The organism is Streptomyces sp. NPDC055815 (assembly GCF_053616475.1).
The window spans coordinates 66618-83214 of the sequence record NZ_JBSHDU010000030.1; the positions used below are offsets into that span (position 1 = coordinate 66618).

Consider the following 16597-nt stretch of genomic DNA (forward strand, 5'->3'; position numbering starts at 1 on the left):
CCCCCGGGCCCGTACCGCAGGTCCGCCCGCCCCTACTTCGTCGGCAGCGTCCGCCACCTCTGGCTGAGCGCCAGCTCCTTGAGCTGCTCCATGGTCAGCGCGGGCTCCGCGCGCGTGGCGGCCTCGTGCTGCGCGCCCGCGTTGAAGGCGGAGACCGCCACCCGGAAGCCCTGGGGGCTCAGGGTGTCGACGCTCCACCACACGACCCCGGCACCGCCCTTCTCGCCGGGCTGCTGGGTGGACTTCACCTTGGTGCCGTCGGGCAGGGTGACGACCCCGGCGCCGGAGAAGAGCTCGGCGACGGCCTTCCCGGCGTCGGGCTGGACGTCGACCCCGACGAGGCTCTTGCCCTTGCCGTCGTCGACGACGACGTAGCCGTGGCCGTCGCCGCCGCCGTGGGACGTCACGGTGAGGCCCTGGGGCAGCAGGCGGCGCAGGGTGGACTGGACGGCGGCGGCGCTCGGCACGGCGGGCAGCCGGCTCTCGGAGGGATAGGGCTTCGGCTGCGCGGGCAGCTGCTTGAGCAGCGGCCGCCAGCCCTGGGCCGTGACGAGGGTCTGCAGCTGGGTGGCGCTGAAGGGCGGGTTCTCGCGGGTGATCGCGGCGCCCTTCTCGGCGGCGGCGTTGTACTCGCTCGCGTCGACGAGGAAGCCGTCCTTGGTGAGCAGCACCGCCCGCCAGTTCTTGGTCTTCTCGCGCCCGTCGGTGTACTCGTACCCCTCGATGACCATGAACCGGTCACCGCCCGGCAGCCGCTGGCTGGCGCACCTGTCGTAGCGGACGACCACCTTGTCGGGGCAGGTGACCTGGTCCGCGCCGGCCTCGGGAGTGCCGCCGGCCCGGAAGAGGCCGACGCTGACGCCCGCCTTGCCGCGGCCGTCGTCGTAGACGCCGGTGACGGACTGGCCCTTGCCGTCCAGGTTGTCGAACTGCCACTGGCCGGCCGGGGTGTTGGCCTTGAGGACGGCGGCGAGGTCCTTGACGGGGATCTCGGGAGCAAGCTCCCATTTCCCCGCGGGCCGGTCGGCCGGACCCGTCCGCGGCGGCGGCGCCGCCACCGAGCTCGTCGTCGCCGACCCCTCGGGGCCGAGCAGCGAGCCGCCGTACACGCCGCCGATGCCGACGGCGGCGAGCGCGAGGACGCCGCCGGTCACGGCGAGGCGCCGGCGCACCAGGCGGCGCCGGCCGCGCTGGAGCCCGCCGGCGATCAGTTCGCGCCGGTCGTCGGCGGAGAAGCCGTCGCCTGCGCTGCGCAGGGCCGCGCCGAGCTCCTCCTCGAAGGCCTGGGTTTCTTCGTTCTGGGGCATGCCGGGATCACCGTCTCAGGTCGGTAGGGAAAGCGGGAAACGTTCGGGGTCAGCGGGTGGCGAACGTGGCGACGCTGCCGCCGAGTCGGTCCCGCAGCTTGGCGAGCGCCCGCACCGAGCGGGTGCGGACGGCGGCGGAGCTGACGTGCAGGGCGTCGGCGGTCTCCTCGATGCTGCGGTCCTCCCAGTACCGCAGGACGAGGACCGCCCGGTCCTTCGGCGCGAGGCCGGCGAGCGCGTCGAGCAGCGCGATCCGCAGGGCCGGGTCCTCGCCGTACTCGGGGGCGCGGTCGGGCAGCTCGCCAAGGGGGCGCTCGGTGGCGGAGCGGCGCCGCTGGTGGCTGAGGAAGGTGCGTACGAGCACGGTCTGGGCGTACGCGGCGGGGTTCCCGACCCGCGCCATACGGCCCCAGTGGGCGTACATCCGGCCGAGGGTCTCCTGGGTGAGGTCCTCGGCGAGATGTGTGTCTCCGCTGGTCAGCAGGCATGCCGAGCGGAAGAGGTGCCCTGTTCGTGCGGAGGCGAACTCCAGGAACGCGTCCGCGCGGGACTTTCTCATGCCCCTCCTTTCCCTCGCGGTCACGGGGTGTGGCCGGCGTACACCTCATTGACGCGACGGGAGCGCGGAAATGTTTCAGCCCTACGTATCCGAAGAAGCGGAAGCGGGTAATCCTGTTGGTATGAACACTCTCAGCGCAGCAGAGAACCTGGCCGCTGGGGTTTGGCAGTCAGGTCTGGCCCAGGTCGTCGGCGGGCTCGTCGTCGTCTTCGTCCTCATCGGTGCCGTCTGGCTGGGCTTCCGGCTCAGCGACCGCGAGTCCAAGAAACCGAAGCCGGACGAACAGCCGCACCGGCCCGACACCGGCGCCCTGCCGGGCGAGATGGAGGAGTACCGCAAGCCGTCCGAGATGCCGCAGACCGACGGCGAGCACCGGCTCATGCCCTACCAGCTCAAGAACGCCGGGGAGGCCTCGACCGATCCACCCACCGAGGAGAAGCGCAAGTGGGGCGGCATCTCCAGTGGTGGCTTCGGCAGCGGAGGCACCGGCCACGGCGACTGACGCCGGCCCCTGACCCCGGCCCCTGACCCAGAAAAGCCCAGCCGCAATCGGCTGGGCTTGGTCCGGCTCGGGTACTGGCTCCGGCTTGGGTACTGGCTCCGGTTCGGGTAGCGGTTCCGGCTCCGGCCAAACGGCTCCGGCTCCGGCTCCGGTTACGCCTGGGCGGGTTCGCCGCCCAGGATCCGGCCCGCGCGCTCCGCGATGTGCGCCGGCGGGGCGGAGTCCGCGGGGAGGACCGGGTCGGTGACCGGCTCGCCGAAGGTGGTCACCACCGGCAGCACGCCCGCCCACAGGCCGAGCGCCGCGTCCTCGGATTCGCCGTCGTCCGGCGGCCCGTCGGCGGTCTTCACCGAGGCCTCGGTCAGGTCGAGCGCGAGGAGCGCGGTCGCGGCCAGCTCCTTGCGGCTCGGCTGCCGCGCGTACTCCCACTGGCCCGGGGAGCTCTGCTCGGTCAGGGCCCGCAGACCGCGGAGCTTCTCCTCCGGGTCGGTGACGATCTCGGGGACGCCGTAGATCATCGCGCAGCGGTAGTTCACCCCGTGCTCGAAGACGGAGCGGGCGAGGACGAGGCCGTCGACGTGCGTGACCGTGACGCAGACGGTGGTGTCCGGGGCCTGGACCAGGCTGCGGCTGGCGACCGAGCCGTGCAGATAGAGCCGGTCGCCGTCCACGCCGTACGCGGTGGGCACCACCATCGTCGTGCCGTCGACGGTGACGCCGAGGTGGCAGAGGAAGCCGGCGGCGAGCACGGCGTCCAGGTCGGCGCGCCGGTGGCTGCCCTTGTGGCGCATCCGGCGCAACCGGGTCCGCTCGGTGACGGCCAGGTCGGCTGCGGCCGGCTCCGTGACGGCCGGCTCGTCGCCGAGCTCTGTGGTGGTGCTGCTCATGATGACCTCTCGTTCCGTGCGGCTGTAGGTGGTGTACGGGGGATCAGCCCGTCGCCGCCACCGACTTCCGCCTGTCGGAACGCCGGCCGTCGTGACGGCTCGCCACCAGGGAGTCGCAGATCTCGCCGGCCCGGACCGCGGCCATCGAGAGCAGGTTGGCCGTGATGCCGTGGGAGTGCTCGGTGCCGCCCATCAGGTAGATCCCGGCCTCCACCTCGGGCGCGGTCTCCACCCGGTAGTCGCGGCGGACCCGCAGCCGGCCGTCCTCGTCGCGCGCGCAGGCCGCGTCGAGCGCGCCGAGCAGCCGGCCCGGGTCGGGCTCGGAGTAGCCGGTGGCGTAGACGACGGCGTCGGCCTCCATGGTCTCCGTCTCGCCGGTGGCCAGGTTCCGCACCTGGACGCGGACCCCGTCGGGGCCTTCCACGGCCTCGGTGAGCCGGGTGACGCCGAGGATCCGCAGCCGCTGCTCGCCGCGGACCTTCTCCTGGTACGAGCGGCGGTACAGCTCCTCGATGAGGTCCATGTCGACGACGCCGTAGTTGGTGTTGCGGTGGTAGTCCATGAGCGTCCGGCGGACGGACGGCTCGGCCCCGTGGTAGAGGTCGACGGCCTCCGGGTCGAAGATCCGGTTCGCGTACGGGCTGTCGTCGGCCGGGCTGTAGCCGTACCGCGTGTGGACCGCGACGACCTCGGCCCCCTCGTACGTCCGGTGGAGGTGGTCGGCGATCTCGGCGGCGCTCTGCCCGGCCCCGGCGACGACGAACCGGCGCGGGTTCTCGGTGGGCAGGGCGGCGAGCCGGTGCAGGAACTCGCTGCTGTGCCAGAGGCGTTCGGAGGAGGTGACGCCCTCGGGGAGCCGGGGGACGAGGCCGGTGCCGATGACGAGGTTCCGCGCCCGGTACGTGACGGCCTCGGCCTCGCCGACGGCGGCGACGTCGACCTCGACGGCGGGTCCGGCGGCCCCCGCGGGCCGGATCGCGGTGACTTCGAGCCCGTAACGGACCATGTGGTCCACGCCGTTGGCGGCCCACTGGAGGTAGTCGTGGAACTCCTCGCGGGTCGGGAACAGCACCTTGTGGTTGATGAAGTCGACCAGACGGCCGCGGTCGTGGAGGTACGGCACGAAACCGAAGCGGCTGCGCGGGTTGCGCATCGTGGCCAGGTCCTTCAAGAACGAGACCTGCATCGTGGCGTCCGGCAGGAGCATGCCCCGGTGCCAGCCGAAGTTCGGCTGCTTCTCCAGGAAGACGGCCGTGAGCCGCTCGTCGGGCGCGGCCTGCTCGTTGTACTCCTCGATGGCGATCGCGAGGGCGAGGTTGGCGGGCCCGAAGCCGACGCCGACGATGTCGTAGACGGGCGTGGTCTCGTGCGAGGTCTCGTTCATGGCTGACTGCCTTTCGGTGGGCGGAGGTTCAGGAGGTTCGGGCGCGGCCGGCGACGGCGGCGCAGCCGGCGGCGAGGAGCAGGGCGAGCAGCAGCCCCGTACCGGCGAAGGAGAGGAAGACGGCCGCGATCACCAGGGTCACGACGGCGGTCCCGCGCAGGGCGCGGCCGGTGCCGCGGGCCCGCAGGGCGGCCGCGGCGGCGGCCACGTACAGGAGCAGGAAGGCGCTGCTGGTGACGACCAGCACCAGTTCCTCACCGGTGCCGGTGAGGGTCAGGGTGGCCAGGACGGCCGCGTACGCGAGGGCGAGGGCGACGGTCGCAGGCACCGGGCGGTCGGCCAGGGCGTGCGGCAGGATCCGCTCGCGGGCGGCGGCCCGGACGACCCGGGTCGCGCCGAGCACCCAGGCGTTGGTGGCGACCACCGCGAGCCCGAGGGCGAGGAGATCGCCGGCGAAGGCACCGGCGTCGCCGAGCGAGGCGCCGAGGAGGGCGGTGATGACGACGGGCTCGTCGCCGGGAACGGCCAGGTAGGCGGCCGTCACCGCCGCGTACAGCAGCCCGACGATCGGCACCGCCCAACGGATCGCCCGGCGGTAGCTGCGGGCCGGGTCGTCGACCTGCTCGGCGAGGGTCGAGACGTTCTCCCAGCCGAGGAAGGAGAAGAAGGCGGTGACGACGGCGATGCCGACGCCGCCCCAGCCGTGCGTGAGGAACGGGGTGTACTCCCCCGCGTCGAACCGCGGCACCGCGAGCACCACGGCCCCGCCGAGGCCGAGCAGCAGCACGACCAGGGCCGCGGCCTGCACCCGGGCGCCGGCCGTGAGACCGAGCAGGGTGAACGCGGCGGACAGCGCCATGAAGCCGATCGCGATCGGGTACACGGGCCCGTCGGGCTGGCCGATCAGTCCGAGGAGACAGCGGGCGGACACGATGCCCATCACCGGATTCCCGATGACGTACGTCGCGACCAGGAGCAGCGCCGCCGCGCGGCCCGGGCGGCGGCCGAAGCCGGCCTCCACCATCGCGGCGAGGCCGGAGGCGTCGGGGCGCCAGGCCGACATCTCCGCGAAGAAACGCGCGAAGGGGTACGAGCTGAGCGCGAGCGCCAGCCAGGCGAGCAGCGCGGCGGGGCCGGCCTGCCGCTCGGTCAGCCCCGGCACCAGAAGGATGCCGGTCCCGACGAGACTGCTGACGTAGAACACGACGAGCGCGCGCACGCCGAGGGCGGTGGGTCGCTGCAGCAGATCGGTCATGGTGTCACCTCCAGTTGAGTTGTGGGCGGCGCCCCGCCCGTTGTGGGCAGGCGTTCCGCAAGGGGCGATGGGGGTCCCCCCTGCTCGAGCGAAGCCGAGAGCTTGGGGGAGGGTGGGCACAACGGACGGCGCCCTTGCCGGCGCCAGAGGCTCCAGCGCCTGGACCCGCACCCCTGGTGACGGCGCCGTCGTGGTGCGGGCCGGGGCGCGGAACGCGGAGGCGCCGCTGGGCGCGCCGTCCCGTGTGCCCACCCGTCCCGCCCTGCGGGACGATTGCCCACACGGGCGCGAGCGCGGGGCCCACACGGGCGCGGGGCGCGGGGCCCCGGATCAGGCGCCGGCCAGGACGTCCAGCGCCTCCGACGCCGCCAGTTCCGCCGCCGCCGGTGCCGTCTTGAAGCCCGCCCCCGACCACCCCGTCGCGAGGACGATCCGGCTGTCGGCCCGTTCGCGCCCCAGGTGGGGGCGGGAGTGCGGCGTGTAGAGGTCGACGCCCTGGCGGCCGCCGAGGAAACGGGTCGCGGGGTCGGCGAGCCAGGGCCACCGCGCGGCCGCGCCCTGGCGGATGTACGCCACGTGCTCGTCGGTCAGTGTGGCGAGCCCGCCCGGGGGTACGTCCCACTCGTCGACCGGCCGTCCCGCCATGTAGCCCCCCGCTGCCTCCCCGGTGAGCTGCGGCCGCCCCCACACCCCGCTCACCATGTCGACGACGGTGGGGAGTCCGGCCGTGGCGGGGTGGTGGAAGAAGCCGTACCGGATGGACTTGGTGCGTCCGGCGTCCGCGCCGCTCAGCCGGTGCCCGGCGATCTCCCCCGTACCGCCGCCGGCCGCGAGGACGACCGCGAAGGCCTCGACGGGTCCGCCGGGTTCGAGGAGGACGCGGACCCGGTCGGCGCCGGGCGGGGCGTCGAGTTCCCGGACCCGGGCGGGCAGCAGCCGGGCCCCGTGGGCGAGGGCGCGGTCGCGGTAGACCCGCGCGGTGCGGGGCGGGTCGGCGTACCCGGCCTCGGGTTCCCACACGGCGGCGGTGACGCCGTCGACGGAGAGCCCGGGGAACCGGGCCCCGAGCACGCCCGGGTCCAGCAACTCGGCGGGGACTCCGGCCCCGTTGAGCTCGGCGACGCCCTTCTCGGCCTGTTCCAGGTCGGCGTCGCCGCAGAGGACGAGCGACCCGGTGGTCATGAAGCCGTACGGTCCCGGTGCGAGCGCGGCGGGCCCCCAGGCGAGGTGGTGGCTGCGGAGGGCGAGCCCCCGCAGGTACGGGTCGGCCTCGAAGGACCGGACGAGCCCGCCGGACCAGGCGGTGGCGTGGTCCTGGCGTCCGTCCATGGGCGCGACGAGCGCGACCCGGGCGCCCTGCCGGGCGAGGACGGAAGCGGTGGCGGCGCCGACGACCCCGGCGCCGACGACGATGACGTCGTACGCCCGCCCGTGCCGTCCGGCGGTACGGGGGCGCTCGACGGTCGCGGCCGTCACCGTCACCGTCACCGGCACCGGCACCGGCACCGGCACCGGCACGAAGTCCCAGCCCACGCTTCCGGCCTCGGGTTCGCCGAGCGCGGTGAACCCCCGGTCGGCGTGGGCCCGCACGGCCGCGAGGAGGGTGCGTCCGATGCGCCCGGCGTCCTCGGAGAGCGCGGCGGTGGCGGCCGCGAAGGCCGCGTCCACGTGCGCTTCGGGCCCGCCGCGCATCCGGGCCACGGAGGCGGGGCCGCCGGGCGGGCCGAGCAGGTCCGCGAACTCGTCCACCGCGCAGTCGTCGGTGAACCAGAACGCCCCCTCGTACCCGGCCGCCCGCCACTCCCGGGCCACCCGCGCGGCCCCGACGTGGGTCCCGCAGACGACGAGCGCGGTGAGGTCCCGCCCCGAGGGGGCGTCGAGCAGGTCGAGGGAAGGCCCGGCCAGGACGGCCGGCACCGGCACGGCGCCCGTCGCGGGCCCGCTCCCGTCGGAGACCACGGCCCCCGACGGCAGGGCGGGCCGGGTGACCGCCGAGGCCTCCCGTACGAGCAGCGCAAGCCGCTCCCCGTACGCGCTGCCGTCGTGCGTCACGGCGACCCGGGTGTGACCCGCCTCCCGCACGGACGCGAGCAGGTCGACCGCCTGGGCCCGGTCGTCCGGGCACCAGCGGAGCAGCGTGCCCGCGCTGTCGGCGAGAAGGCCGGGCGTGGTGGCCAGCGGGAGGAGGACGGGGAGTCCGGCGGCCCGGTAGACGGGGAGGGCGGCCGCCGCGCCGGCGCTGTTGAAGTGCCCGACGACCAGCGCGTGCCGGCCCTCGGCGACGACCGCCTCGGCGATCTGCCGGGCCGTCTCGGCCTCGCCCCGGTCGTCGTACAGCTCCCAGTTCACGGCCGTCCCGTACCGCTCGGCGGCCCGCTCCAGGTGCTCGCCCCAGGCCGCCCGGGGCCCCGAGAAGGGTCCGACGACGGCGCCGCGCGGAAGGAGCTCCCGGTCAGGCACTGAAGACCGCCCCGGGCCAGGCCGCCACCGGCGTCCCCGGGGCGAGCGGTGCGAGGGCCTCCGCGTCGACCCGGCGCGGTTCCGGCGCGAGGCCGAGGAGGGCGGCGAGCCGGGCGGAGCCGTACGGGAGGGCGGGCGCGGCCCAGGCGGACAGGGCGGCGGCGACGGCGAGCTGGGCGGAGAGCGCGGAGCGGTACGCGGAGGCGCCGTCGGGACGCTCGCCCTCGAAGCCGTTCACGTACCCGAAGTCCTCTGCGAGGCACACCACTTCGTCGAGCAGCGCGACCGCGCGCCGCACGTCGTAGCCCTCGACGCCGTACGCCTCCCGCAGCTGTCCGACGGTCCCGGTGAGCCGGCCGCGCAGCCGCTCCCACGCGGGACCCTGCGGCGCCTCGGCGGGGGCGGCCCCACCGGCCTCGGCCACGGCGGTGAGCAGCCGGCCGAGCCAGCCGTCCCAGCGCTCGGCGAGCCGTTCGCGGCTGACGGCGAGGGCGGCCGAACTGAAGCTGGTCTGGCGGCCGTTGGGCCGGTCGGAGAGGACGTGGTAGCGCAGGACGTCCGCGCCGGTCCGGGCGAGTTCCTCGTGCGCCCAGATGGCGTGGCGCCGGCTGGTGGAGAACTTGAGCCCTTCGAGCCGGTAGAACTCGTTGACGACGAAGGCCCGGGGCAGCGCGATCTCGGGGTCGTACGCCCGGAAGGCGGCGGGGAACAGCAGGGCGTGGAAGTAGCCGTTGTCGAAGCCGAAGAACTGGACGGGTGCGGGGGCGGGTCCGGTCTCGCCGGCGCCGGTCCACTCCAGGAGGTAGCCGGGGGCCATCTCGAACCAGACGTAGATCCGCTGGTCGGTGAAGCCGGCGACGGGGACCGGCACGCCCCACTCGGAGGGGTGGCTGACGGCGATCTCGGGGAGGCCCGCGGCGCGCATCCGCTCGCAGAGGGAGCGCAGGTGCGGCGGCATGTCGACCCGGTCCCAGAAGGCGGTGAGTTCCTGCTCCCAGGGGGCGAGGGGGAAGTAGAGCCGCTCGCAGTCGCGGAGTTCGGGGGTGGCGCCGCAGCCGGTGCAGACGGGGTCGGTCAGGTCGGCGCAGTCGTTGGGGCGGCCGCAGGGCTCGCAGGCGTTGCCGTTGGAGCCGGAGCCGCAGTGCGGGCAGTCGCCCTTCAGGTAGGCCTCGTACAGCCAGCGCTCGCAGCCCGTGCAGTACGGCAGCGGTCGCGTCCGGGCGACGATGTGCCCGGTGTCGTACAAGCGGGCGAAGAAGTCCTGGACGGCCGACTGGTAGCCGACGTCGCGGCGGGGGCGGACGATCGCGTCGAAGTCGGCGCCGGCCTGCCGCCAGACGGACTCGATGGAGGCGCCGTAGCCGTCGGCGACCTCGTCGCCCTTGCGGCCGCCGTCGCCCCGGCCGCGGACCGGCACGTAGCTCTGGTGGTCGTCGAGGCCGGTCGTGTAGCGGACCGGGCCGGTGCCCTCGGCGGCGAGGAAGCGGCGCAGGACGTCGCCGGCGAGGTAGGGCCCGGCGAGGTGGCCGATGTGCAGGTCGCCGTTGGGGGTGGGCGGGGTGGCGGTGATCCAGTGGGCGGTGGTGTCGCTCATGCCGCGACCTCCTCGGTCTCGTTCTCGGTACGGATGGCGGGCTCGCGCAGCGGCCAGTAGAGGGAGACCCAGCTCAGCTCGGCGTCGCCGGTGTTGTGGACGACGTGCTCCTGGTTCCTGGGCAGCACGACGATGTCGCCGGCCCGGAACGGCGGCTCCAGGGTGCCGTCGAGGGTCACGCTGCCGGCCCCGGACAGGATGATCATGACTTCGTCCTGGTTGTGGCAGTCGGGGTCGGAGTCCCCGCCGGGCTCCAGGAAGCAGGCCATCGCGCCGACGGGCGGTTCGGAGTCCCCGCCGGGCCACGGGATGAGCCGCTGGCAGGCGAGCCCGAACTCCTCGGTGGCGGCACTGCGGTCGATACGGAAACGGCGATCGGCCATGGGGGCGGCTCCGGGGCTCTGTTTCGGGGGGAGGTCGCGGTACGGAGTGGGGGCGAGGGCCGGTTCTCCGGGCGGCAGGATGGGCGAGGTGAAGGGCATACGGGTCTCCTGAAAGGGCGAGCGGGACGCTGCGTCCGCGAGCGGGCGCGGAAGGGGCGGACGCTGGGTCCGCGGAACGAGCGGGACACTGCGTCCGCGGCCTCGGAACGGGCGGGGCTCTCGGTCCGCGAGCGGCCTCAGAAAGCGGTGTGCGGCTCGGGACCACCCGCAGGCGACGCCGGCCCGAGTCCGGTCACCGACGTGACCGGGATGCGGGCCAGGCCGGCCATCACCTGGCGGGGGCCGGCCCCCCACCCGTACCGCTGCTTGAGCGGCGCGACGTGGGTGGCGATCAGCGCGAGGAGCGGCGCGAGGTCGGTGGGTGTGGCGCCGAGGAGGGCCAGCAGTTGCTCGGTACGGGTCAGGCCGGCGCCCGGGCCGATCCCGTGCACGGCGGCGTCCTGCCAGGTGGCGCCGGCGCTCCCGGCGACGACGGTGTTGTGCAGGGCGAAGCCCTGGTTGTCGCGTGCGTGGATGCCGACGGGGGCGGACACGGCGGCGCGGGTGGACTGGACGAGTTCGATGACGCGCTCGGGGCGGAGCGAGCCGAGGGAGTCGACGAGGAAGACGGCGTCGAGCGGGCCGAGTGCCGCGCTCTCGCCGAGGCAGCGGTCGAGCTCCGGGTAGGAGGCGAGGTCGATGTGGGTGAGGAACAGGCAGACGCCGAAGCCGGCGTCGCGCAGGCGGTGCAGCGGGGCGGCGGCGCGGGCCACCCGGTCGTACCGGACGGCGAGGCGGACCAGGCCGACGGACACGGGACCGGCGACCAGGGCGTCGGCGATCCGCCCGGCGGAGGCCGTGGCGGCGGCGTCCGTGACGGGCAGGTCCGCGGTGTCGAGGAGGACGGAGAAGCGGGGGCCGTAGCGCTCGGGGAGCGGGACCGGAAGGAGCGCGCCGCGCGGGGCGGAACGGTCGGCGGGGTCGTGGACGCTGCCCAGCTCGATGACGTCGATGCCGAGCCGCCCGCAGACCGCGAGGTAGTCGGCGGCCAGCGCGGGGGGTACGGATCCGCCGGTGAGCCGTCCGCCGGTGCGCAGGGTGCAGTCGAGCAGGGTCATCGGGGTCACCCCCAGCCGGTGTCGTTCGTGCCGGTGCCGGCGGCGGGGGCGCCCCAGCCGGTGTCGTAGGTGCCGGTGAGGACGGCCGAGCCCCAGCCGGTGTCGTCCGTGCCGGTGCCGGTGGCGACCCGGTCGACGGTGACGGTGGCGAGGCCGGCGAGGCCGACGACCAGGGTGGTGAGGAGGGTGCTGCGGATCCGCCGCTTCATGACGAGTGCTCTCTTTCCGCTTCCGCGAGGAGTAAGTCGTGGGTTTCCGTGGGGGATTGCGAGCTTCGCGGGCTGTGCGAGCTTGGTGCGCTTCGACCTTGTGGGCGGTGAGACGAACGTAGCGAGGGCTGCATGGCTATGGGGCGGACCGCATGGCTCATTAGGCTGCATGGCAGCAAGAGGACGCCGTCACAAACGGGGGAAAAGGTGGCGATAAAAGACATCGAGCAGGCTCAGGAAGACGTCGGGAGCACGGGGAGCACCGGAAACTCCGGGAACACCGAGAACACCGGAAACTCCGAGAACACCGAGAACACCGAGAACACCGGGAACACCGGAAACTCCGGAAACACCGGCAGCACCAGAAACTCCGGGAACAACGAGACCCCCGAGTCCCCCGAAGACCCCCTGACCCGCGTCTACACCGCCCTCCTGGCCCGGGACCCGGCTCGACCGCCCGCGCACCCGGCCGACCTGGCGGCGGAACTGGACCTGCCGCTGGCCCGGGTGGAGTCGGCCGTCTCGGCCCTCGGCGACATGGGGCTGCTGCGCCGGACCCCGGAGCGGGCCGTGCTCCCGGTGGCACCCGACGAGGCCGTCCAGCGCACCCTGGGCCCGCTGGAACGGGAGATGCGCGCCCGCCGCCAGCACATGGAGCGCACCCGCGAGCAGCTGATGGCCTTCATGCCGCTGTACGAGTCCCACCTGCTCCGGCTGACGCATCTGCGGCAGGCGGAGTACGTGGAGCTGCTCACCGATCTGCGGGCCGTACGGGAGGCCATCACCGAACTGGGCCGGACCTGCGAGCGCGAGGTCATGACGGCCCAGCCGGGCGGTGGCCGGCGCGCCGAGGTCCTGGAGGAGGCGGTGGCCCGCGACGAGGAACTGCTGCGCCGGGGCGTCCGGATGCGGGTCCTGTACCAGCACACGGCCCGCTTCTCCTCGGGCACGTGCGCGTACGTGGAGCGGGTGGGCCGGCTAGGGGCCCAGGTCCGCACCCTGGACGACGAGTTCATGCGCATGCTCGTCTTCGACCGGTCGACGGCGGTCATCCCGGTCCCGGACGACCCGCACGCGGCGGTCCTGATCCGGGAGCCGCACGTGGTCGCGTTCATGGTGGGCGCGTACGAGCGGCTGTGGCTGGAGGCGCTGCCGTTCGAGACGGAGTGGGACCGGCAGACCATCATGGACATCTCGGACGAGCTGAAGCAGACCATCGTGCGGCTGCTCACCGAGGGCCTGACGGACGCGGCCATCGCCCGCCGCCTGGGCCTCTCGGTCCGCAGCTGCCGGCGGCACGTGGCCGACGTGATGGCCGCGCTGGGTGCCGAGAGCCGTTTCCAGGCGGGTTATCTGCTCGCGCAGCAGGACCGTGAGCAGCCGGGTCCCTGAGGTCACCCGTACGGGGTGAAGAGCGGTCGCGGTCACCAGTCGGCCACCACCGGGGCATAGGGTCCGTGCAGACAACACAGAGCGGACGAAGTCAGGGTGGACATGAGCGACTTGGCGACCGGGGAGCGATCCGACCGGGAGGACCCCGAGGAGACCCCTCCGGGTCCTCCGGAGGCGGCCCCGAAACGGCGCCGCCCCTTCTGGGTCGAGCTGCCGATGCTCGCCGGGATCGCGCTGGTGCTGGCCTTCCTGATCAAGACGTTCCTGCTGCAGGCGTTCCTGATCCCCTCGGGCTCGATGCAGAACACCCTTCAGGTGGACGACCGGGTCCTGGTCGACAAGCTCACCCCGTGGTTCGGCGCGGAGCCGGACCGGGGCGAGGTCGTGGTCTTCCGCGACCCCGGCGACTGGCTGGCGGGACAGCCGGTGAAGCAGCCGACGACGGTCCAGAAGGCGCTGGGCTTCGTCGGGCTGATGCCGGCGGCGGGCGAGAAGCACCTGATCAAGCGGGTCATCGGGGTGGCCGGGGACACGGTCGAGTGCGCGGGCACGGGCCCCCTGAAGGTGAACGGCAAGCCGCTGACGGAGCCGTACGTCTTCGCGGGGAACACGGCCTGCAGCACGGACGCGGGCGGCCGGTTCAAGGTCACGGTGCCGGCCGGCAGCCTCTGGGTGATGGGCGACCACCGCCAGGCCTCGCAGGACTCCCGCTACCACCAGGACGACTCCCGGGGCGGCATGGTGCCCGTGACGGACGTGGTGGGCCGCGCCGTCGTCGTCGCCTGGCCGATCCCCCACTGGTCGACCCTGCCGGTCCCGGACACCTTCGAGCAGCCGGGCCTCGCCGACCGCCCCTGACGACCGCACCACGGGAAAGGCCGGGCCGGACGGTGTCCGACCCGGCCTTCTCCGTGCCGTCCCGGGATCCGGTCCCGCGACTCGCACAGGGCGCACTCAGCGGGCGACGAGCCGCTCCAGCTCGGGGTCGGCGAAGAACGACCGGTTGACGTAGGCGAAACGGGCGGCCAGGGCGAGATTGGCCGACCGGGCGCTCCGGACGCCGGCCCGCGCATCGGTACCGGGATCGCCCGTCGGCGGCATGCAGTCGACGATGAACTCCCGTACGGAGGCGACGAACTTGTCGAGCGTGCTCTCGCTCACCCCGGCGTGGGACGCGATGGGGCCCCGGTGGTCGAAGCCCAGTGCCAGCGCCTGCCACATCCTCAGCTGGGTGCGGCTGCTGCAGACGACGCGGAGCTTCAGGTGCTCGGGGCGGTTCCAGTACGGACGCAAGTGCCCGAGCGGCGGGTCCCGGCCGTCCAGCAGTGCGCAGATCGCCTCGGCCTGGTCCGCCGCCGACAACGACTTGCTGATCCAGGTGACCGGGGTGTGCGGGCACAGCTCGAACGCCGCACGGAGCATCAGTTCACGATTGCCCTCGACGTCCGCCGTGTACAGCGCCGTGCGGGTGTCCGGTGAGGTCTCGGCCAGTAGCCGCAGCGCGGTGAGCCCGTGCCCCCGTTCCCCGCCGGCGCGGCGGGCGCCGAAGTCGAGGTCGACGAGGGCCACGTCGTACGTCCCGCCGTCGGCCCGGGCCCGCTCGACGGCGATCGGGATGTCGTCGGGGCTGGTGACCTGCGCGGTCTCGAAGAGCAGGCGGCCCTCACGCACGTCGGGGTGGGTGCGGAGCATGCCGTCTATCAGGTGGTCCAGGGAGGGGACGTCGTCCACGATGAGCAGCGTGCGCGGCACGACCGTCCCGGCTTCGTCCACGGGCTGCGCCCCCTGGGCGGGCACGGTGACGTCCGGAACGAGTGGTCTGAAAACGGCGTCGTCGAGCCGGTCGGACAAGGCCACCTCCTTGTGACAGGTTGCAAGGGGCCAGCCTTTCAGAGCGCGACAGGGACGTCACCGTCGGAATCCCGCCACGAAAGACCGAATTCCCCTCGCCTCCCCTCCGATTGACCGCCCGTCACAGAGCGAACCACGTGCCGCGCACGACGGCGCCGCCCCCGGGCGCTGCAGCAACCTCGATCCGGCCTCCCCGCTTGCGCAGTCTGCGGTCCAGCACGGCCAGCGAAGAGCCCCGCCGGCTCATCGAGGACGCCCCGTCGAACCCGCGGCCGTCGTCCGTGACCATCACGGACACCCGGCGCCGCCCCGCCTCCGGGGTCACGGCGAGCGAGATCCGGATGTCGAACTCCGGCGCGCGCAGCCGGTTCGCCTCGCGGACCGCGTTCACGCACAGGTCGCTGAGCACGCTCTCCAGCAGATCCAGGTCGGTCGGCCGCAGCGGATGTCCTCCCGTCCCCGAGTGCTCCGCCGTCACCACCAGCGTCTCGGGGGCCGCCGAGAATGCCCGGCAAGTCGACAGCACGTCGGCGACGATCTCGTCCAGCCCCGTGCGGTCCCCCTCCCGGAACGGATCGCAGCGCAGGGACTCCACCTGGTGGACCAGGCTGTGCCAGCGGGCCTGCACCTCGTCGGACTGCTCGTCCAGGTCCAACAGCGTCCCCAGTACCCGGAACTCGTTCTTGACCTTGCTGTGCACCGCGCTGGACACCACGTCCGCCAGGTCCTTCCGCTCGTCGCGCAGCGCCGGACCGAGCGCCGAGAGCAGCGAGTCGACCAGGGTGACGTCCACGTACACGCGCACCACCGCCCCCCACAGCACGAGCGCCCCGTCCGGCCCGGTCGCCCCCGGCGGAGCAGCCAGCCGGTACACCGTGTAGCCGGCGGCGGCCAGCAGCACCGGCAGCAGCAGGCGAGCCCAGGCGTACGGGGCACTGCGGGCCAGCTCCGGCGCGTACCACGCCGGGTCGATGACGTACTGCGCGAACGGCAGGTAGAGGAGGAGGAGCGTGAACGCGGCGGACCAGGCGAGCGGCGGCGGCCCGGACGGCGCCGACCACGCGGTGACCAGGCCCATCGCCACCACACCCGCACCCTCCGTGACCCCGGGCACGTCCAGCGTCACCCGGCGCTCCCGCGCGGTGCGGCTCAGGTACGAGGCGAAGCCGCGCAGGGGGCGGCGCTCGCCCATCCACTCCAGCGCCCCGTCGTGGTGGTGGCTCCAGGCGGCGAGCGCGCCGACCGAGGCGACGGCACCCGCGACGAGGACGGGAGCGGCCCCGACGGAACCGCCTCCCCGCACGGCCGCGAGGCCGCATCCCGTCCACAGCACGGCGGAGACCAGACGGCACAGCGCCGTCCACCGGTAGAAGCCGTGCAGAGCGCGACGGGCCATCACCTGATGGTCCGTCGTGCGCAGATCGGGGCGGTGACCCGGCACGCGTGCGCCCCCCTCGAACCAAGCGGACAACCGGTCACGCAGCGGCGGCGCCGCGTCCTGAGCAGCCATGCGCACGATTCTGTCGAGTCGGCCCCGGGGACCGGAAGGCAAACGTTCGCAACGCGGACCGCAAAACTTCCCAACGGGCCCGGCAATGCTTCCTCTGACGTCCGATCGCGGCTTTTTCCAGACTGACTTGACGACCCGGACGTGGCA

At 73.8% G+C, this 16597-nt stretch carries 15 protein-coding genes; 3 read left to right on the forward strand and 12 right to left on the reverse strand.

The genetic code is table 11. The features are described from left to right. Positions 1-32: 32 nt before the first annotated feature. On the reverse strand, positions 33-1307 hold the full coding sequence (locus ACWGN5_RS20385) for a hypothetical protein (RefSeq protein ID WP_453517007.1): 1275 nt from the start codon (positions 1305-1307) through the stop codon (positions 33-35). A gap of 49 nt (positions 1308-1356) precedes the next feature. Continuing rightward, positions 1357-1866, reverse strand: coding sequence for a SigE family RNA polymerase sigma factor (locus ACWGN5_RS20390; RefSeq protein WP_453517010.1), 510 nt, complete (start codon positions 1864-1866; stop codon positions 1357-1359). Positions 1867-1987: 121 nt separating this feature from the next. On the opposite strand from ACWGN5_RS20390, the gene ACWGN5_RS20395 reads away from it, so the two are divergent. Further along, on the forward strand, positions 1988-2368 hold the full coding sequence (locus ACWGN5_RS20395; RefSeq protein WP_453517013.1) for a DUF6479 family protein: 381 nt from the start codon (positions 1988-1990) through the stop codon (positions 2366-2368). Positions 2369-2520: 152 nt separating this feature from the next. On the opposite strand, the gene ACWGN5_RS20400 is transcribed toward ACWGN5_RS20395, so the two are convergent. The 8 genes from ACWGN5_RS20400 to ACWGN5_RS20435 form a co-directional block, all read right to left on the reverse strand. Continuing rightward, positions 2521-3255 carry a pyridoxamine 5'-phosphate oxidase family protein gene (locus ACWGN5_RS20400; RefSeq protein ID WP_453517016.1) on the reverse strand — a complete coding sequence of 245 codons (735 nt, stop codon included), beginning with the start codon at positions 3253-3255 and terminating at the stop codon, positions 2521-2523. A 43-nt stretch (positions 3256-3298) separates the two neighbouring features. Then, on the reverse strand, positions 3299-4639 hold the full coding sequence (locus ACWGN5_RS20405) for a lysine N(6)-hydroxylase/L-ornithine N(5)-oxygenase family protein (protein ID WP_453517019.1): 1341 nt from the start codon (positions 4637-4639) through the stop codon (positions 3299-3301). A gap of 28 nt (positions 4640-4667) precedes the next feature. After that, positions 4668-5894 carry an APC family permease gene (locus ACWGN5_RS20410; RefSeq protein ID WP_453517022.1) on the reverse strand — a complete coding sequence of 409 codons (1227 nt, stop codon included), beginning with the start codon at positions 5892-5894 and terminating at the stop codon, positions 4668-4670. Between the two features lie 330 nt (positions 5895-6224). Next, on the reverse strand, positions 6225-8354 hold the full coding sequence (locus ACWGN5_RS20415) for an FAD-dependent oxidoreductase (RefSeq protein ID WP_453517025.1): 2130 nt from the start codon (positions 8352-8354) through the stop codon (positions 6225-6227). After that, complete coding sequence (locus ACWGN5_RS20420) at positions 8347-9948, reverse strand: class I tRNA ligase family protein (RefSeq protein ID WP_453517028.1); 1602 nt, start codon at positions 9946-9948, stop codon at positions 8347-8349. Before ACWGN5_RS20420 ends, ACWGN5_RS20415 begins: the two co-directional genes overlap by 8 nt. Then, entirely contained in the window at positions 9945-10430 is a 486-nt protein-coding gene (locus ACWGN5_RS20425; protein ID WP_453517031.1) for a cupin domain-containing protein, read from the reverse strand. Before ACWGN5_RS20425 ends, ACWGN5_RS20420 begins: the two co-directional genes overlap by 4 nt. Before the next feature lie 137 nt (positions 10431-10567). After that, on the reverse strand, positions 10568-11488 hold the full coding sequence (locus ACWGN5_RS20430; protein WP_453517034.1) for a hypothetical protein: 921 nt from the start codon (positions 11486-11488) through the stop codon (positions 10568-10570). A 5-nt stretch (positions 11489-11493) separates the two neighbouring features. Beyond that, on the reverse strand, positions 11494-11697 hold the full coding sequence (locus ACWGN5_RS20435) for a hypothetical protein (protein WP_453517037.1): 204 nt from the start codon (positions 11695-11697) through the stop codon (positions 11494-11496). Between the two features lie 207 nt (positions 11698-11904). Between ACWGN5_RS20435 and ACWGN5_RS20440 the strand changes: the two genes are divergently transcribed. Next, positions 11905-13089, forward strand: a complete 1185-nt coding sequence (locus ACWGN5_RS20440) for a LuxR C-terminal-related transcriptional regulator (RefSeq protein WP_453517040.1) — start codon at positions 11905-11907, stop codon at positions 13087-13089. 102 nt (positions 13090-13191) lie between these two features. Continuing rightward, positions 13192-13947: a signal peptidase I gene (lepB, locus tag ACWGN5_RS20445; protein WP_453517042.1), complete on the forward strand. Its 756-nt coding sequence runs from the start codon at positions 13192-13194 to the stop codon at positions 13945-13947. Positions 13948-14043: 96 nt separating this feature from the next. Here the strand turns inward: lepB and ACWGN5_RS20450 are convergent, their stop codons facing one another. Further along, on the reverse strand, positions 14044-14940 hold the full coding sequence (locus tag ACWGN5_RS20450; protein ID WP_453517045.1) for a hypothetical protein: 897 nt from the start codon (positions 14938-14940) through the stop codon (positions 14044-14046). Positions 14941-15061: 121 nt separating this feature from the next. Continuing rightward, entirely contained in the window at positions 15062-16450 is a 1389-nt protein-coding gene (locus ACWGN5_RS20455; protein WP_453517048.1) for an ATP-binding protein, read from the reverse strand. Between the last annotated feature and the right edge of the window lie 147 nt (positions 16451-16597).

Bases quoted from the DNA above. Each gene is read 5' to 3' on its own strand.
- ACWGN5_RS20385 (WP_453517007.1), bottom strand. From the start codon at position 1,307: ATGCCCCAGAACGAAGAAACCCAGGCCTTCGAGGAGGAGCTCGGCGCG.
- ACWGN5_RS20390 (WP_453517010.1), bottom strand. From the start codon at position 1,866: ATGAGAAAGTCCCGCGCGGACGCGTTCCTGGAGTTCGCCTCCGCACGA.
- ACWGN5_RS20395 (WP_453517013.1), top strand. From the start codon at position 1,988: ATGAACACTCTCAGCGCAGCAGAGAACCTGGCCGCTGGGGTTTGGCAG.
- ACWGN5_RS20400 (WP_453517016.1), bottom strand. From the start codon at position 3,255: ATGAGCAGCACCACCACAGAGCTCGGCGACGAGCCGGCCGTCACGGAG.
- ACWGN5_RS20405 (WP_453517019.1), bottom strand. From the start codon at position 4,639: ATGAACGAGACCTCGCACGAGACCACGCCCGTCTACGACATCGTCGGC.
- ACWGN5_RS20410 (WP_453517022.1), bottom strand. From the start codon at position 5,894: ATGACCGATCTGCTGCAGCGACCCACCGCCCTCGGCGTGCGCGCGCTC.
- ACWGN5_RS20420 (WP_453517028.1), bottom strand. From the start codon at position 9,948: ATGAGCGACACCACCGCCCACTGGATCACCGCCACCCCGCCCACCCCC.
- ACWGN5_RS20425 (WP_453517031.1), bottom strand. From the start codon at position 10,430: ATGCCCTTCACCTCGCCCATCCTGCCGCCCGGAGAACCGGCCCTCGCC.
- ACWGN5_RS20430 (WP_453517034.1), bottom strand. From the start codon at position 11,488: ATGACCCTGCTCGACTGCACCCTGCGCACCGGCGGACGGCTCACCGGC.
- ACWGN5_RS20435 (WP_453517037.1), bottom strand. From the start codon at position 11,697: ATGAAGCGGCGGATCCGCAGCACCCTCCTCACCACCCTGGTCGTCGGC.
- lepB (WP_453517042.1), top strand. From the start codon at position 13,192: ATGAGCGACTTGGCGACCGGGGAGCGATCCGACCGGGAGGACCCCGAG.
- ACWGN5_RS20455 (WP_453517048.1), bottom strand. From the start codon at position 16,450: ATGGCTGCTCAGGACGCGGCGCCGCCGCTGCGTGACCGGTTGTCCGCT.